The organism is Tabrizicola sp., from assembly GCF_041911175.1.
In the GTDB taxonomy this organism is placed as follows: domain Bacteria; phylum Pseudomonadota; class Alphaproteobacteria; order Rhodobacterales; family Rhodobacteraceae; genus Tabrizicola.
The window spans coordinates 1-14,986 of the sequence record NZ_JAYRPN010000103.1; the positions used below are offsets into that span (position 1 = coordinate 1).

The 14,986-nt window shown below is 66.0% G+C and carries 19 protein-coding genes; 11 read left to right on the plus strand and 8 right to left on the minus strand.

The annotated features are described in order from the left end of the window. Positions 1-40: 40 nt before the first annotated feature. Genes ACE3P6_RS14060 through purL form a run of 5 tightly spaced genes read right to left on the minus strand, consistent with a single transcriptional unit; the run spans position 41 to position 3,532 of the window. Positions 41-352, minus strand: a complete 312-nt coding sequence (locus tag ACE3P6_RS14060; RefSeq protein ID WP_374396121.1) for a hypothetical protein — start codon at positions 350-352, stop codon at positions 41-43. 4 nt (positions 353-356) lie between these two features. Next, the gene (locus ACE3P6_RS14065) at positions 357-620 is read right to left on the minus strand and encodes a hypothetical protein (RefSeq protein ID WP_374396123.1); all 264 of its coding nucleotides are present in this window, start codon (positions 618-620) and stop codon (positions 357-359) included. Further along, complete coding sequence (locus ACE3P6_RS14070) at positions 617-853, minus strand: BolA/IbaG family iron-sulfur metabolism protein (RefSeq protein ID WP_374374196.1); 237 nt, start codon at positions 851-853, stop codon at positions 617-619. Before ACE3P6_RS14070 ends, ACE3P6_RS14065 begins: the two co-directional genes overlap by 4 nt. A gap of 25 nt (positions 854-878) precedes the next feature. Further along, complete coding sequence (locus ACE3P6_RS14075) at positions 879-1,379, minus strand: GNAT family N-acetyltransferase (protein ID WP_374396127.1); 501 nt, start codon at positions 1,377-1,379, stop codon at positions 879-881. Further along, entirely contained in the window at positions 1,379-3,532 is a 2,154-nt protein-coding gene (gene purL, locus ACE3P6_RS14080; RefSeq protein ID WP_374396129.1) for a phosphoribosylformylglycinamidine synthase subunit PurL, read from the minus strand. The genes ACE3P6_RS14075 and purL overlap by 1 nt, the downstream gene beginning before the upstream one ends. A gap of 193 nt (positions 3,533-3,725) precedes the next feature. Between purL and ACE3P6_RS14085 the strand changes: the two genes are divergently transcribed. Then, positions 3,726-4,064 (plus strand): YciI family protein, encoded by a 339-nt coding sequence (locus ACE3P6_RS14085; protein ID WP_294970078.1) that lies wholly within the window; start codon positions 3,726-3,728, stop codon positions 4,062-4,064. Further along, the gene (locus ACE3P6_RS14090; protein ID WP_374396132.1) at positions 4,061-5,269 is read left to right on the plus strand and encodes an RNA polymerase sigma factor; all 1,209 of its coding nucleotides are present in this window, start codon (positions 4,061-4,063) and stop codon (positions 5,267-5,269) included. The genes ACE3P6_RS14085 and ACE3P6_RS14090 overlap by 4 nt, the downstream gene beginning before the upstream one ends. A gap of 175 nt (positions 5,270-5,444) precedes the next feature. Here ACE3P6_RS14090 and ACE3P6_RS14095 read toward each other — a convergent pair whose 3' ends face one another. After that, entirely contained in the window at positions 5,445-6,350 is a 906-nt protein-coding gene (locus ACE3P6_RS14095; RefSeq protein WP_374374183.1) for a LysR family transcriptional regulator, read from the minus strand. Positions 6,351-6,544: 194 nt separating this feature from the next. On the opposite strand from ACE3P6_RS14095, the gene murI reads away from it, so the two are divergent. The 4 genes from murI to ACE3P6_RS14115 all read left to right on the plus strand — a co-directional run bounded on the left by murI (position 6,545) and on the right by ACE3P6_RS14115 (position 8,674). After that, positions 6,545-7,357, plus strand: coding sequence for a glutamate racemase (gene murI, locus ACE3P6_RS14100; RefSeq protein WP_374396222.1), 813 nt, complete (start codon positions 6,545-6,547; stop codon positions 7,355-7,357). A 65-nt stretch (positions 7,358-7,422) separates the two neighbouring features. After that, on the plus strand, positions 7,423-7,692 hold the full coding sequence (locus ACE3P6_RS14105) for a BrnT family toxin (protein ID WP_374374179.1): 270 nt from the start codon (positions 7,423-7,425) through the stop codon (positions 7,690-7,692). Then, positions 7,655-7,933 carry a BrnA antitoxin family protein gene (locus ACE3P6_RS14110; RefSeq protein ID WP_374396134.1) on the plus strand — a complete coding sequence of 93 codons (279 nt, stop codon included), beginning with the start codon at positions 7,655-7,657 and terminating at the stop codon, positions 7,931-7,933. Before ACE3P6_RS14105 ends, ACE3P6_RS14110 begins: the two co-directional genes overlap by 38 nt. Then, positions 7,934-8,674, plus strand: a complete 741-nt coding sequence (locus ACE3P6_RS14115) for a DUF1684 domain-containing protein (RefSeq protein ID WP_374396136.1) — start codon at positions 7,934-7,936, stop codon at positions 8,672-8,674. It begins immediately after the preceding gene. 177 nt (positions 8,675-8,851) lie between these two features. Here the strand turns inward: ACE3P6_RS14115 and ACE3P6_RS14120 are convergent, their stop codons facing one another. Both ACE3P6_RS14120 and efp read right to left on the minus strand, forming a co-directional pair. Then, positions 8,852-9,928, minus strand: a complete 1,077-nt coding sequence (locus ACE3P6_RS14120; RefSeq protein WP_374396138.1) for a glycosyltransferase 61 family protein — start codon at positions 9,926-9,928, stop codon at positions 8,852-8,854. Positions 9,929-10,110: 182 nt separating this feature from the next. Continuing rightward, a complete protein-coding gene (efp, locus tag ACE3P6_RS14125; protein ID WP_374374169.1) occupies positions 10,111-10,677 on the minus strand; it encodes an elongation factor P in 567 nt (188 codons plus the stop codon). Positions 10,678-10,764: 87 nt separating this feature from the next. Between efp and epmA the strand changes: the two genes are divergently transcribed. The 5 genes from epmA (at position 10,765) to ACE3P6_RS14150 (ending at position 14,946) form a co-directional block, all read left to right on the plus strand. Continuing rightward, entirely contained in the window at positions 10,765-11,805 is a 1,041-nt protein-coding gene (epmA, locus tag ACE3P6_RS14130) for an EF-P lysine aminoacylase EpmA (RefSeq protein WP_374396140.1), read from the plus strand. 380 nt (positions 11,806-12,185) lie between these two features. Continuing rightward, entirely contained in the window at positions 12,186-13,214 is a 1,029-nt protein-coding gene (gene argC, locus ACE3P6_RS14135; RefSeq protein ID WP_374396143.1) for an N-acetyl-gamma-glutamyl-phosphate reductase, read from the plus strand. 134 nt (positions 13,215-13,348) lie between these two features. Further along, entirely contained in the window at positions 13,349-13,804 is a 456-nt protein-coding gene (gene ccmE / locus ACE3P6_RS14140; RefSeq protein ID WP_374396225.1) for a cytochrome c maturation protein CcmE, read from the plus strand. A gap of 69 nt (positions 13,805-13,873) precedes the next feature. Next, on the plus strand, positions 13,874-14,485 hold the full coding sequence (locus ACE3P6_RS14145) for a holin-associated N-acetylmuramidase (RefSeq protein WP_374396146.1): 612 nt from the start codon (positions 13,874-13,876) through the stop codon (positions 14,483-14,485). Further along, positions 14,476-14,946 carry a holin family protein gene (locus ACE3P6_RS14150; protein ID WP_374396147.1) on the plus strand — a complete coding sequence of 157 codons (471 nt, stop codon included), beginning with the start codon at positions 14,476-14,478 and terminating at the stop codon, positions 14,944-14,946. The genes ACE3P6_RS14145 and ACE3P6_RS14150 overlap by 10 nt, the downstream gene beginning before the upstream one ends. The last annotated feature ends 40 nt before the right edge of the window (positions 14,947-14,986 follow it).

Consider the following 14,986-nt stretch of genomic DNA (forward strand, 5'->3'; position numbering starts at 1 on the left):
CCCAGTCCAGCCCCTGTCGCCATCCCGGCCTCCCCGCGTTTCAGACCAGCCCGAGGTCCCGCCCCACGACATAGGCAGCCGCAGCGATGCCGACAAGGACCATCACGGTGAAGGGACCGCGAAGCGCGGGCCGGTCGGCGGTCATCCGGGACAGGCGGACCAGCGAGAAGAGAAGCAGCAGCAGGATCACCCCGTGCAGCCCGATCTGGAAGGTGACATACCAGTCGGGCTCGGCCTCGACGAACTCTCCCGGTGCGGGGCGGTCCAGAAACTCCATCGCCGCGATGAAGATCGACCCCAGCGACATCACCACGGCTGCCATACGTTCCTGCTTTGCCTGCACTTCCGACATTGCCTCAGTCCTTGTGGTCTAGGGGGACAAAGGCCTTTGCATAGGCCTGCGGATCGGTGGTCATGTGATAGGCGTGGTTGACATTGTTGTCGAAACCGTCAGCGCCAAGATCGGCTATGATCAGTTTGGCCTGCTCATGCGGCTGGACTCCCCGTCTTTGCGTGGGCTGACGGTGCCGGGATCGCTCATGGCGAATGATCACGACCAGTCCCGCCGCCACGACGACAACAAAGATCACCCAGAAGCTGAGTGATCCGAAGACGTTCACTCCGGCGCCTTGGTCGTCAGGGCCAGCGCGTGCAGCTCGCCCTGCGCGCCGTCCATCTTGCCCTTCAGCGCCGCATAGACCGCCCGCTGCTGCTGCACCCGGTTCAGGCCCCGGAACGATTCGTCGATCACTTCCGCCGCGAAATGCGCGCCGTCGTCGCCCTGCACGCTGATCTTCGCCTTGGGGAAAGCCTCCCGGAGCAGGGTTTCGATGTCGCGGGCTTCGATGGGCATTGGGGTCTCCTCCTACCGGATCAACCTAGGCCCGGGACCCAAGCGGTTCAAGGGCTTCCCATTCGGCGCGGAGCATCCCGAACAGCATCAGGTCCACCACCCGCCCCAGCGCCGGGCGATACCAGTGCTGCCGGAGCCGCCCCTCCAGCGTGAAGCCCGCGCGCTCATAGACCTTCACCGCCCGCGGGTTCTCGCCCGAGGCATCCAGCCAGACCCGCGCCGCGTCCAGCGCGCCGAACCCATAATCTACCAGCGCCCGGATGAAGACCTGCCCCTGACCGCCGCCCGTCGCCGCCAACGCCAGCCGCCGCAACTCCACCGCGCCCGAGGGCTCGCCCAGCCCGCACCAGAGCACGAAGCCCGCAGGCGCGCCCGCCGGTTCCCAGATCAACAGCCGCGCAGAAGGATCGGAAAGATAGCCCGCCAGCGCCGCCTCGTCCTCGTCGGTGATGAAGGGCGCATTCTCCGGCTGGCTGGCAAGGCCGCGGATGAAGCCGAAATCCGCCGCCGTCGCGGGCCGCAGCATCAGACCCCGACCACCGCCGCGAAGGCCGAACGGTACAGCCCCGACAGCTCTGCCATCGGCGCGCTTTCCATCCCGAACGCCACCTTGTCACCGCCGAATTTGCCGACCTGCGTCACCTTGACCCCGCCCGCCGCCGCCATGAAAGCGGCAAGATCCTCGGCCCGGATCGCCACCAGATAGCGCGCCTGGTCCTCGCCGAAGAGCTGCCCGATGTCCCCGGTCTTCAGCACCAGCCCGACCCCCGCGCCCTCCGCCATGCGGAACGCCGCCAGCGCCAACCCGCCGTCGCCCAGGTCCCGCGCCGCATGCACCCGCTTGCGGTTGGCGAGCAGAGCCTTGGCCGCATTGGCCTCCAGCGTCAGGTCCACCGGCGGCGGCTCGCCCGCCTCGATCCCGAAGGCTTCGGCCAGCAGCGCCGATTGTCCCAGATGCCCCCGAGTCTCGCCGATCACCACCGCGATGTCGCCGTCCTGCGGCTGGCCCGCGATCAGGTCACCCGCCTGCATGATCCCCACTGCGCCGATGGTCGGCGTCGGCAGGATGCCGGAGCCATCCGTCTCGTTGTAAAGGCTGACGTTCCCGGACACGATCGGCATGTCCAGCGCCTTCACCGCCGCCCCGATCCCCTCCAGCGCGCCCACGAACTGCCCCATGATCTCGGGCTTTTCGGGGTTGCCGAAGTTCAGGTTGTCGGTCGTCGCGAGGGGCCGCGCGCCCACCGCCACGAGGTTGCGATAGGCCTCGGCCACCGCCTGCTTGCCGCCCTCGAACGGGTTCGCCTTCACATAGCGCGGCGTCACGTTCGAGGTGAAGGCCAGAAGCTTCCCCGTCCCGTGCACCCGCACTACGCCCGCGCCCGCGCCGGGAGCCACCACGGTATCCGCGCCGACCTGCGCATCGTATTGCTCATAGACCCAGGCCTTGTGGGCATGGGAGGGCGACCCGATCAGCACCTTCAAGGCCGCAATCGGCGTGATCGCCGGCACCTGCGGCAAGGGTGCCGGGGCAGGGGATGCAACCCAGGGCCGGTCATATTCCGGCGCAGAGGACGACAGTTTCGACAGCGGAATGTCCGCCTTCACCTCGTTGCCATGCAGGATCAGGAAGCGGTCCTCCGGGATCGTCTCGCCCACGATGGCGAAGTCGAGGTCCCATTTCACGAAGATCGCCCGCGCCTCCGCCTCCATCTCGGGCTTCAGCACCATCAGCATCCGCTCTTGCGACTCGGACAGCATCATCTCGTAGGCGGTCATCCCGGTCTCGCGCTGCGGCACGTCGTCAAGCTGCAGCCGGATGCCAAGCCCGCCCTTGTCGCCCATCTCGACCGCCGAACAGGTCAGCCCCGCCGCGCCCATGTCCTGAATGGAAATCACCGCGCCCGAGGCCATCAGCTCCAGACAAGCCTCCAGAAGCCGCTTCTCGGTGAAGGGGTCGCCGACCTGCACGGTGGGGCGCTTCTCCTCGATGGTGTCGTCGAACTCGGCCGAAGCCATCGTCGCCCCGCCCACCCCGTCGCGCCCGGTCTTGGCGCCAAGGTAGACCACCGGCATCCCCACGCCCGAGGCCGCCGAATAGAAGATCTTGTCGGTATCCGCCAAGCCCGCCGCGAAGGCGTTCACCAGGCAGTTGCCGTTGTAACTGCGGTGGAAGCGCACCTCGCCGCCCACCGTCGGCACCCCGAAGGCATTGCCGTAGGACCCCACGCCCTCGACCACGCCCTTCACCAGATGCGCGGTCTTCGGATGCGAGGGCAGGCCGAAGGACAGCGCATTCATCGCTGCGATCGGCCGCGCGCCCATCGTGAAGACATCGCGCAGGATGCCGCCCACGCCGGTCGCCGCGCCCTGATGCGGCTCGATATAGGAGGGGTGGTTGTGGCTCTCCATCTTGAAGATCACCGCCTGCCCGTCGCCGATGTCGACCACGCCCGCATTCTCGCCCGGCCCGCAGATCACCTGCGGCCCGGTCGTCGGCAGCTTCTTCAGGTGGATCTTCGACGACTTGTAGGAACAATGCTCGTTCCACATCGCCGAGAAGATGCCGAGTTCGGTGAATGACGGCTGCCGCCCCAGAATGCCCAGCAGACGCTCCCACTCATCGGGCTTGATCCCGTGGCTGGCGACGAGGTCAGGCGTGATGGCGGGCTCTTGCATGGCATCCCCTCTGGCGGTGTTGCGCGCCTCATAAGGGAAAGGCGGCAGAAGGGCAAACCACCGCAACCGGAAGCGCTCTAAAATTTTTCGTCGAAAAATTTTAGAGCCGCGGGTGTCGCGATGTCGAAATCACCCCCGCCCGCGCGTCCTTGGCATACTCTTAATCGGAAACCGGCCTGCAAAGGAGACCGCGATGCAATACATGGCCCTGATCTATACCGACCCCGCCCTGACCCCGCCGATGGGCAAGGCGATGAACGACGACTATTTCGCCTATACCCGCCGGGTGAAGGAAGCCGGGGTGATGAAGGCGGGTGATGCGCTGCAGCCCGTCACGACCGCCACGTCGGTCCGCGTCCGGGACGGCAAGGTGGAAACCATCGACGGCCCCTTCGCCGACACCAAGGAGCATCTGGGCGGCTATTACCTGCTCGACTGCGCCGATCTTGACGAGGCGCTGAAATGGGCGGCGCAAATTCCGGGGGCGAAATACGGCACCATCGAAGTCCGTCCCATCGTGGTCTTCGGGTGAGCCAAGCCGTCCTTGCCAGCACCGCGCTTGACAGGGTGATGCGCGACGACCGGGGGCGGTGTCTTGCCGCCCTCATCGCCCGCTTTCGTGACTTCCAGCTGGCGGAGGACGCCTTGCAGGACGCTCTCGCGGCTGCGGTACAGCACTGGGGTCGCGGCGGAGTACCGGACAGGCCGCAGGGGTGGCTTCTGGCTGTGGCCCGGCGCAAGGTGATCGACCGTTTGCGACGCGGGAAGCGTGATGGGGCAGGGGTGGCGGCCCTTGCCGTCCTGGCCGCCGACCCTGTCGAGGAGGAGGCAGAGATGATCCCCGACCATCGGCTTCGCCTGATCTTCACCTGCTGCCATCCTGCGCTGGAGCCGAAGACCCGCGTGGCGCTGACTCTGCGCACATTGGGGGGGCTGACAACGGCCCAGATCGCCCGCGCCTTCCTCGATACAGAACCCGCGATGGGCCAGCGCCTGTCCCGCGCCAAGGCCAAGATCGCTGCGGCGGGCATTCCGTTCAAGCTGCCCGAATCCGGGGACTTGCCCGAAAGGTTGAACTCCGTCCTGACGGTGGTCTACCTGATCTTCAATGCGGACTACACCGCTGGCCCCGGCCTCGACCGCGATCTTTGCGACGAGGCGATCTTCCTTGCGCGACTGCTGGACCAGTTGCAGCCTGCCACGGCGGAAGTCGAAGGTGCGCTGGCGCTTCTTTTGCTCACCCACGCCCGCCGCGCGGCGCGGGTGGTGGACGGGGTCAGCGTGGCGCTGGCCGAGCAGGATCGTTCGCTCTGGGATCAGCCGATGCGGAGCGAAGGGCAGGAGATTCTGGATCGTGCGGTTGCGCGCCGAAGCCCGGGCCCTTTCCAGATCAAGGCCGCCATCGCCGCACTGCACAGCCAGAATGCGCCGGACTGGCCGCAGATCACCGCTCTTTACGCCGGACTCCTCTGCCACGAACCGACCGCCGTTGTCCGCCTGAACCATGCCGTCGCACTGGCCGAAACCGGCGGGCTTCGCGAGGCCATTGATCGGCTGGAGGCGCTGTCCGAGGCCCTGTCCGGCTATCAGCCGTTCCACGCCGCTCGGGCCGAGCTTCTGGCCCGCAGCGGCCAGACAGGCCCGGCGCTGGAGGCCTACGGCAAGGCCATCGCGCTGGCCTCTTCTCCCGCCGACGCTGCCTTCCTGGCCCGCCGCCGCAACCGGCAACTGTCGTGACGCCAAAAAAAGGCCGAGCTTCCGCTCGGCCAAGTCCAACAGGGAGGTACGAAGGGGCAAGAGCCAGGCTCATCACCGCTTCGAGGGTTCAAATAGTGCCGCCTGCTTGCGCAAACAAGTCTGGAATGCCCGACGTTTGGGCATTGCCGTTATGCAAATGCTGCATAGCAGCATTTCAGGCCGCCGCGTCCTCGGCCTGACGGCGGCGGAAGGCCATGATCTCCTCGGTCACGAAGTCCCGGAAGGCCGCCACCCGCTTGGAGTGCCGCAACTCCTCGGGGTAGGCGAGGAACACCGGCACCTCGCCGCTCTGCACCTCGGGCAACACGCGGACCAGGTTGGGGAAGTCGTCGGTCAGGTAGTCCGGCAGCACCCCGATCCCCAGGTGGTTCAACACCGCCTGCAACACACCGAAGTAGTTGTTCACGGTCAGCGTCGAAGGAATGTCATGCGTCATCAGCTCCGCCACCAGCGAAGCCCCCGCCGCCACCTGCGGCGTGCCCGCGTGCTGGGCGATCAGCCGGTGGCTACTGAAATCATCCATCGTCTGCGGCGTGCCATGCGCCGCCAGGTATTCCGGCGTCGCGAAAAGCTGCATCCGGATGTTCATCAGCCGCTTGCGGATCAGGTCGGCCTGGCTTGGCTCCTTCATCCTTATCGCCACATCCGCCTCGCGCATCGGCAGGTCGAGGACGCGTTCCTCCAGCATCAGGTCGATCTTCAGGGCCGGGTATTTCTCATACAAACGCGCCAGCCGAGGGGCCAGCCACAGCGTCCCGAAGCCCATGGTCGTCGTCACCCGCAACTCGCCGAAGACCTCGTCCTCGCTGTCCCGGATCCGCGCCGCCGTCGCGTCCAGCCGCCGCACCATCTGCTGCGTCGCGTCGAAGAGAAGCTCGCCCTGTTCGGTCAGGATCAGCCCCCGTGCGTGGCGGTGGAAGAGCGTGACCGCGAGGCTCTCCTCCAGCGCCCTGATCTGCCGACTGACCGCCGATTGCGACAGGTGCAGCACATCGCCCGCATGGGTCAGGCTGCCCTTCTCCGCCACCGCGTGAAAGATCCTCAGCTTGTCCCAGTCCATCTGTCACCCTCTTTCAAACCCGAAACACAGTAGCACGAGCCATGCTTCTGGGGAAAACCTGTTCTGATGTAAATGCCGTGGCAGCGCGAAAAAGCCCGCCCCGATGTCGCAGCCCTTCCGAAACCGGGCCGCCCTGCCTATGATGCGACCGGAAAGCGGGCAGGATGACCCGCAGGCAGGCGAAAGGGCAGGACATGGCGGTCGGAATCTTCGATTCGGGTCTGGGCGGTCTGACGGTTCTGGACGCCGTCGCGCGGCGCCTGCCGGACATCCCCTTCGTCTACTACGGCGACAATGCCCATGCCCCCTATGGCGTCCGTGACAGCGACGACATCTTCGCGCTGACCTGCGCGGCCACCGAACGTCTCTGGGCCGAGGGCTGCGATCTGGTGATTCTCGCCTGCAACACCGCCTCTGCCGCCGCCTTGAAGCGGATGCAGGAAACCTGGGTCCCGCCGGAGAAGCGCGTCCTCGGCGTTTTCGTCCCCCTGATCGAGGCCCTCACCGAACGCCAGTGGGGCGACAACTCCCCTCCGCGCGAGGTGGCCGTGAAGCATGTGGCGCTTTTCGCCACGCCCGCCACTGTCGCCTCACGCGCCTTCCAGCGCGAGCTTGCCTTCCGCGCCATCGGCGTCGACGTGGAGGCGCAACCCTGCGGCGGCGTGGTCGACGCCATCGAACAGGGCGATGAAATCCTCGCCGAGGCGCTGGTCCGCTCCCATGTCGAGGCGCTGAAGCGCAGGATGCCGAAGCCCGAGGCGGCGATCCTCGGCTGCACGCATTATCCCCTGATGGAGAAGGTCTTTGCCGAGGCGCTGGGGCCGGGCGTCAAGGTCTATTCGCAAGCCGACCTGGTGGCCGAAAGCCTGGCGGACTACCTGACACGCCGCCCGCAATTCCTCGGGTCCGGCACCCGGTCCCGGTTCCTGACCACCGGCGACCCGGCCTATGTCTCGAACAAGGCGACGCAATTCCTGCGCCGGAAGATCTCGTTCGAGGCGGCATAGTCGTAGGATGCGCTACAGCGCACCGCCCTGTGTGCGGCCTTGACAATTTTCTGTAGTAACATTAAATGGACATAGAATTCGACCCCGCCAAACGACGCGCTACTCTTGCCGACCGTGGGCTGGACATGGCCGATGCGGCGGAAGTCTTTGCAGATGCGATTCTCACCCTTGCCGATACACGGCTGGACTACGGCGAGGATCGCTTCATGACAGTGGGTTATCTGAGGGATCGAATGGTTATTGTAATCTGGACGATGCGGGGCACCAGCCGCAGGATCATCAGTCTGAGGAAGGCCAATGAACGTGAACAAGACGCCTATCGTTCATCCCTATGATCCGGACACCTACGGTGATGCCGCCTTCGATCCGGTGGATGACGCTCCCGACCTCTCCACCCCCTATTGGATCGAGCAGTTCTCCAAGGTGAAGGTTCAACGCGGCCGCCCCCTCGCTGCGGCGACGAAAATCTCCACCACCATCCGCCTCGATCCCGAGGTGATCGCCCATTTCAAGGCCGAAGGCCCCGGCTGGCAGTCGCGGATCAACGAAGCCCTGCGCAAGGCGGCTGGTCTCTGAATGCTGCCGCTTGCCGACTATCGTGCTGCGCGCCTTGCCGCCCTCACCGCCCCTAACGGCTGGCTGAATCTCGTCGCCCGCATCGACCTTGCGCCGGGGCGCCACCTGGTCGGCGCAGCGCAGGAGGTGCAGCTGCCCTCCGGCCCCGATCTCCTCGGCACGCTCGACCTCACGGCAAACGGCGCCACCTTCACGCGGCCCGGTGAGGCTCCGCAACCCTTCCAGCCGGTCCCCGATGCCTTCCCGCAACTGCGCGTCGACTCGTTTCTCTTGGAAATCCACACCGTCGACGGCATTCCGGCGCTCCGCGTCCGCGACCTGACGCAGCAGCCGACCGTGAAGCTGCGCTATTTCCCCGACGATCCGGACTGGACCATCCGCGCGAAGTGGGAGAGCCTCGCCCCGGAAGCCGCTGAGATCACAATGAAAGACGGCTCCACCGCGGCCGTCACCGTGACCCACCGCGCGACGTTCTGGCATGAGGGCAAAACCATCACCCTGACGCCCACGCATGTGAAATCCGGCAAGCCGATGTTCGTCTTCCGCGACAGGACGGCAGGGGAAACCTACCCGGCCTGCCGCTTCCTCTTCGGCGAGGATCCGTCAGGGACCGAAATCACCCTCGACTTCAACCGCGCCATCTCCCCGCCCTGCGCTTTCACCGACTTCGCCATCTGCCCGCTGCCACCGCCCGGCAACATCCTGCCCTTCCGCATCGAGGCGGGCGAACTGGCACCATGAACGCCCCCGTAGGTCGGGGTTCACCCCGACTCTCTTCCCCCCACCCCCGCAGCGCCCAGTAGGCAAAGCGATAGACCTGCGCGACGCCGCAGGAAACACGTTGGAGCGTCACTCTCGGCAGGTGGTCAAACACTTCGGCAATCAGAGCATCCGCGCTGATCGCAGTGAAACACTCCCTTAGCGAGTGTCTTCCGCAATTTGCGCATTGAAATACGGCTGCAGCGCCAACATGGCATCTGTCACAGGGAGAAGCGCCTCATTGTGCAGGCGAGAGGCCCTTTGCAGCTCGCGGTCCAGATCTGCCGTATTGCGGGTCGGCCAGGTGGGCATGCTGTCAAGGAACCCATTCAGGACAAGCGCTTGGCCAAGTTCGGCAAAGTCCGGCAAGACGAAGCTGCTCGACCATCCTTTCACCGTCGCAAGTTGCACCCTAGAGGCCATCGGGCCCGCGAAATTGTAGACGGCTTTCCGCGCATCGATCACTGAGACCTGGCACGCAGCGGCCAATCGCAGTTGGTCGGCAATGGCCCAAGCGAAAAACTCGCGCCGCGCCAGGATGGCGACGCGGGCGTCTTGCGACAATGCCGTAGCCGCAAGATGGAGCGCAGAGCCATCGATCGATACGAGGCGGCGTGCACGGCGGTAAGTGGCGATTTGATCGGACACGGAATGGTGCTGCGGGTGGAAAATGCGGTAGCCCGCAGCCGCCAAGACGGCCTCTAGGTCCGCTTCGAACAGGAACCCGCCTCGGGCGCCGTCCTGGGACCGTGAAACATAGATGTCAACCGGATCTGGGTGCGATCCTACCCGAGCTGCACGGTCGCGGAAAAAGGCCCAATGCTCGCGCGTGCCCACGAACCGCTCGGGTGTAACCGAGATACTGATTTCTGGAACGTAGAGCGTCTCGATCGTCTCTGTGCTGTCGGCGACTGCCACCGGAATGTCGGGTGAGAAGATTGACAGAAAAGCCGCCGACGTGAATGGCAACTTCCCATCGCCAGAAGCCTCGGCCGCCTTTTTGCGTTGAAAGAGGATGCCATCCAGCGGCAGACCTCGGGAGAGAAGCTCGGGGACAGCCCAGAGCCGTGCCCCGGTTTCGATCATGACATGACCAAAATGGTTCAGGAGGATGCCGCCGTAGACCCAGGCGCCCCGACGGAACCCGTCCGTCGGGGGATGCGGGGCGCGGAAGACCGCAGTCGGGTCGGGAGGCGGAAGGGCGGGATCGATGGTCGAGCCGTCAGGCCGGAACAAGCCTGACGGAAGCCGACGCCCGGCACTGTCCCGAAGGCCACGCGGACGCAGCAAGGCGTGCGGCTCGCGCAGAATCTGAAGGGGGCGGAACGAGGTGGGAACGAGTGTCCGCCACGCCTGCATCAATACCCTCCATCAGTCTTCATGCTGCCAGTCGACAGTGGGCCGCCAGTAGCTGCGGATCAGTCCTTCGCGCGCTCGACGTAGCTGTCGTCGTCGGTGTTGATCACGATCCGCGTGCCCGGCCCGATATGGGGGGGAACCATGATCCGCAGCCCGTTCGAGGTCATCGCCGGCTTGTACGAGGACGAGGCCGTCTGCCCCTTCACCACCGGCTCGGTCTCGGTGATCTCGACGGTGATCTTCTGCGGGACTTCGAGGGCGATCGGAACCCCGTCGAAGGTCTTCACATAGCAGCGCATGCCTTCCTGCAGGTAGGGCTTGTTCGCCCCCATGATATCCTCGGTGACGACGACCTGCTCGTAGGTGGTCGGCTCCATGAAGTGGAACCCCTCGCCGTCTTCGTAAAGGTAGTCATATTCCCGCTCGTCGACAGTGGCCTTTTCCACCATCTCGGTCGTCCGCCAGCGTTCGGAGACCTTCACCCCGTCCGAGATCCGCCGCATGTCGACCGAGGTCGTGGGGGTGCCCTTGCCGGGGTGGAAGTTCGAGGCGGTGAGCACGACGTAGAGCCTGCCGTCCATCTCGACGACGTTGCCCTTGCGCAAGCTGGAGGCGATGACTTTCAAAGGTCTGGTCCTTGTTATATCGGGGGCCGGTCCCCTTGGACCGTCCTTTGCCCGCGCGCCCTAACCTATCCAGACCGGAATTTCCAGATGAATCCCTCTTCCACCTGGTGGAGCCCCTCCCGCCACGCCGACCGCCGTCCGCTGCTTTTCACCCGCAACCGCATCCAGGCGGCGATCCGGGGCTGGCTGGCGGGGGAGGGCTTTACCGAGGTTGACCCGGCGGCGCTGGCGATCAGCCCGGGGAACGAGGCACACCTGCACGGGTTCCGGACCGAGGCCATCGGCAACGACGGGGCGGGGCGGCAGATGTATCTCCACACCTCGCCCGAGTTCGCGATGAAGAAGCTGCTGGCGGCGGGGGAAAGCCGGATCCATGCCTTCTCGCATGTCTGGCGGAACCGGGAGCGGGGGGTGCTGCATTCCCCGGAGTTCACGATGCTGGAATGGTATCGGGTGGGTGAGGGCTATGAGGTGCTGATGGCCGACACGATGGCCTTCTTGCGGCTGGCCGCGCGGGGGGCGGGGGCTTCGGTGTTGCGGTTCCGGGAGCGGGTCTGCGATCCTTTCCTGGAGCCCGAGAGGCTGTCGGTGGCGGAGGCTTTCGCGACCCATGCCGGGGTGGATCTGTTGGCGTCGATCCGGGGGGACGGGTCGACGGATGCGGCTCGCCTGGGGGCGGAGCTGGACCGGATCGGGGTCCGGCGGGCTTCGGACGATACCTGGTCGGACATGCTGAGCCGGGTCTTGTCGGAGAAGGTGGAGCCGAAGCTGGGGCAAGGCTGCGTGACGATCCTGGATCATTATCCTGCGGCGGAGGCGGCGCTGGCGCGGCGGGTGCCGGGGGACGCGAGGGTGGCGGAGCGGTTCGAGGTCTATGCGTGCGGGGTGGAACTGGCGAACGGGTTCGGGGAGTTGACCGACGCAGGCGAGCAGCGGCGGCGGTTCGAGGCGGAGATGGCGGAGAAGGCGCGGGTCTATGGCGAGAGCTATCCCCTGGACGAGGATTTCCTGGCGGCGCTGGAGATCATGCCTCCGGCGGCGGGGATCGCGATGGGGTTCGACCGGGTGGTCATGCTGGCCTCCGGCGCGCCCCGGATCGAGGATGTGATGTGGACCCCGGTGCCGTGACCTGTCCACGGTGGACAGAAAATCGGGGCGTTTGAAATCAAGGGCTTGGTCGCGGACGTTAGGGATTTCTTAGGAATTCGAGCGTCGCCCCCCCCACCCCCGGCCCCCCCCACGGAGGGGGAGGGGAGGTGCTTGGCTTCGGCGGTATCGTGTCGACGACAAGGAAGGCTCACGGCCGGGCGGTCGGATGCCTCCGGCGGGGATATTTGCGCCAGTATGAAAGCGCGGGCCCCGGGTCGCGCCGAAGAGCCTCCGGCGGGGATATTTGGGCAAAGATGAACGGGCTTTCGCGGGAATTGTGCCGGTGACATTCGCCGGTCTTGCATTGGGGGCGTGAGGGGCGCAAAGAGGGCGCGTTTCGTTTGCAGGGAAGCCGCGCCATGTCGCATCGCATCGCCATCCTCGGGGCCTCGGGCTATACGGGGGCGGAGCTTGTCCGCCTGATCGCGACGCATCCGTCGATGCAGATCGTCGCGCTGTCCGCCGACCGCAAGGCGGGCATGGCGATGGCGGAGGTCTTCCCCTTCCTGCGGCATCTGGACCTGCCGAGGCTTCAGAAGATCGACGAGATCGATTTTTCCAATGTCGACCTGTGCTTCTGCGCGCTTCCTCATGCGACGACGCAGGAGGTGGTGGCGAAGCTGCCGAAGAGCTTGCGGATCGTCGATCTGTCCGCCGACTTCCGGCTGCGCGACCCGGCGGAATACGAGAAATGGTACGGCCAGCCGCATACGGCGGTGGAGATCCAGAAGGAGGCGGTCTACGGGCTGACCGAGTTCTACCGCGACGAGATCAGGTCCGCGCGGCTGGTGGCGGGGACTGGCTGCAATGCGGCGACCGGGCAGTTCGCGCTGCGGCCCTTGATCGCGGCGGGCGTGATCGACCTGGATGACATCCTGATCGACCTGAAGGCCGGGGTCTCGGGTGCGGGGCGGTCGTTGAAGGAAAACCTGCTTCACGCGGAATTGTCCGGCGGCACGCATACCTATTCGGCGGGCGGCAAGCACCGGCATCTGGGCGAATTCGATCAGGAGTTCTCGAAGATCGCCGGGCGGCCCGTGCGGGTGCAGTTCACGCCCCACCTGCTGCCGATGAACCGGGGCATCCTGGCGACGGTCTATGTGAAGGGCGACGCGAAGACCGTCCATCAGGTGCTTGAAAAGGCTTATGAAAGCGAGCCGTTCCTGCAGGTCCTTCCCTTCGGGGCGCTGCCCTCGACCCGCGACATTGCCGGGAGCAATTTCTGCCATCTGGGGGTGATCGGCGACCGGGTGCCGGGGCGCGCGATGGTGGTGGCGGTCTTGGACAACCTGACCAAGGGAAGCTCGGGCCAGGCGATCCAGAATGCGAACCTGATGCTGGGGCTGCCGGAGACGGAAGGGCTGATGCTGGCGCCGGTCTTTCCGTGAGGGGCGCCGGGCTGAAGCCCGGCCTACGGGTCCTGCACCTTGATTCTGGTCAAGGCGCGCCCACCTTGGACGTGGCATAGGCCGGGCGTCGGCAAGGGATGCAAGCGATGAGTGGCAAGCAGGAATTCCGCGGTCTGAAGGGCCTGAAGAAGCAGCGGCGCATTCAGGTGATCGCGCTGGCGGCGGTTGCGCTTCTGGGGGCAACCGGCCTTGTCGGCTATGCGATGCGCGACGGGATCAACTACTTCCGCTCGCCCAGCCAGGTGATGACCGAGCCGCCGCGCGCGGGCGAGACCTTCCGCATCGGCGGGCTGGTGGTCGAGGGCTCGATCAAGCGGGGTGAGGGCACCGAGGTGGCCTTCGCGGTGACGGATACCAATGCCACGGTGCCGGTGCGCTATACCGGCGTGCTGCCGGACCTCTTCGGCGAGGGGCAGGGGATGATCGCGCTTGGCAAGATGGAGGGTGATACCTTCGTCGCGACCGAAGTTCTGGCCAAGCATGACGAGAAATACATGCCGAAGGAAGTGGTCGACGCGTTGAAGGAGCAGGGCGTCTACGTCGACCCCGGCGCCAAGCCCGCCAGCTGAGCGCACGCTGCGGCAGGGCGGCGTTAAGGCCCTGTCGGCAGGCTTGCCCCCGAGCCGAAGGGGGTGCCGATGCCGAATGTCCGGGAGATTGCCGAAGAGATCGTGGCCCGAGAGGGGGGCTTCGTGAACGACCCGGACGATCCGGGCGGGGCCACGAACCACGGGGTGACGATCGGGACGCTGCGGCGGCTGGGGATCGACGTGAACCGCGACACGCGGATCGACGTGGCCGATGTGAAGGCTTTGTCGCAGAAGCAGGCGGTGGAGATCTACCTCAAGCACTATTTCGAGGCGCCGGGGATCGGGGCCCTGCCGGAGCCGCTGCAGGCGTCGGTCTTCGACATGTATGTCAATGCCGGCGGCAATGCGGTGAAGATCCTGCAGCGGCTCTTGACCGACATGGGGTTCCCTTGCGAGCCGGATGGCGAGATCGGGCCGCAGACTATTCGCGCGGCGCAGGCGGCCTTCGAGGCGGCGCCGTCGCACCTGGTCGATGCCTACGGGATCGCGCGGCGGAACTACTATTACGCTCTGGCGGACAAGCGCCCGGCCAGCCGGAAATATGCGCGCGCCAGGGATGGCGGCAAGGGCGGCTGGATCAAGCGGGCCGAGGCTTTCATCGCGCCGAAGTATCATCTGACGGCGGCGCAGCATCAGGCGCGGGTGGCAGCATGGGGATGATCGGCAAGCTGATCGGCTCGCCCGCAGCGGTGAGCGCGCTGGGGGAGGCGGCGCAGGGGGTGGCGGAGGTGTTCCTGCCCTCGGCGACGAAGAAGATGGAGCTGTCGGCCGAGGCGCAGATGGCGGCGCTGCGGCAGCTGGGGGAGGAGTACCAGCACCCGGCGCTGAGTTGGTTCGACCGGCTGGTGAACGGGCTGAACCGGCTGCCGCGGCCGTTCCTGGCTTTCGGGACGCTGGGGCTGTTCACCTATGCGATGGTGGACCCGGAGGCCTTTGCCAAGCGGATGGTGGGGCTGAACGCGGTGCCGGAGCCGCTCTGGTGGCTGCTGGGGGCGATCGTCGCCTTCTACTTCGGGGCGCGGGAGACGCATTATTTCCGCTCGCGCGGGGTGGTGTCGCCCTTCGCGGCGGGTGGCGCGGCGGAGGAGAATGCGGCGCTGGAGGATTGGCGGCAGGGGTGATCCCCCTGCCTCTTCTTGACCTCTGACCGGGCCTCTGGCA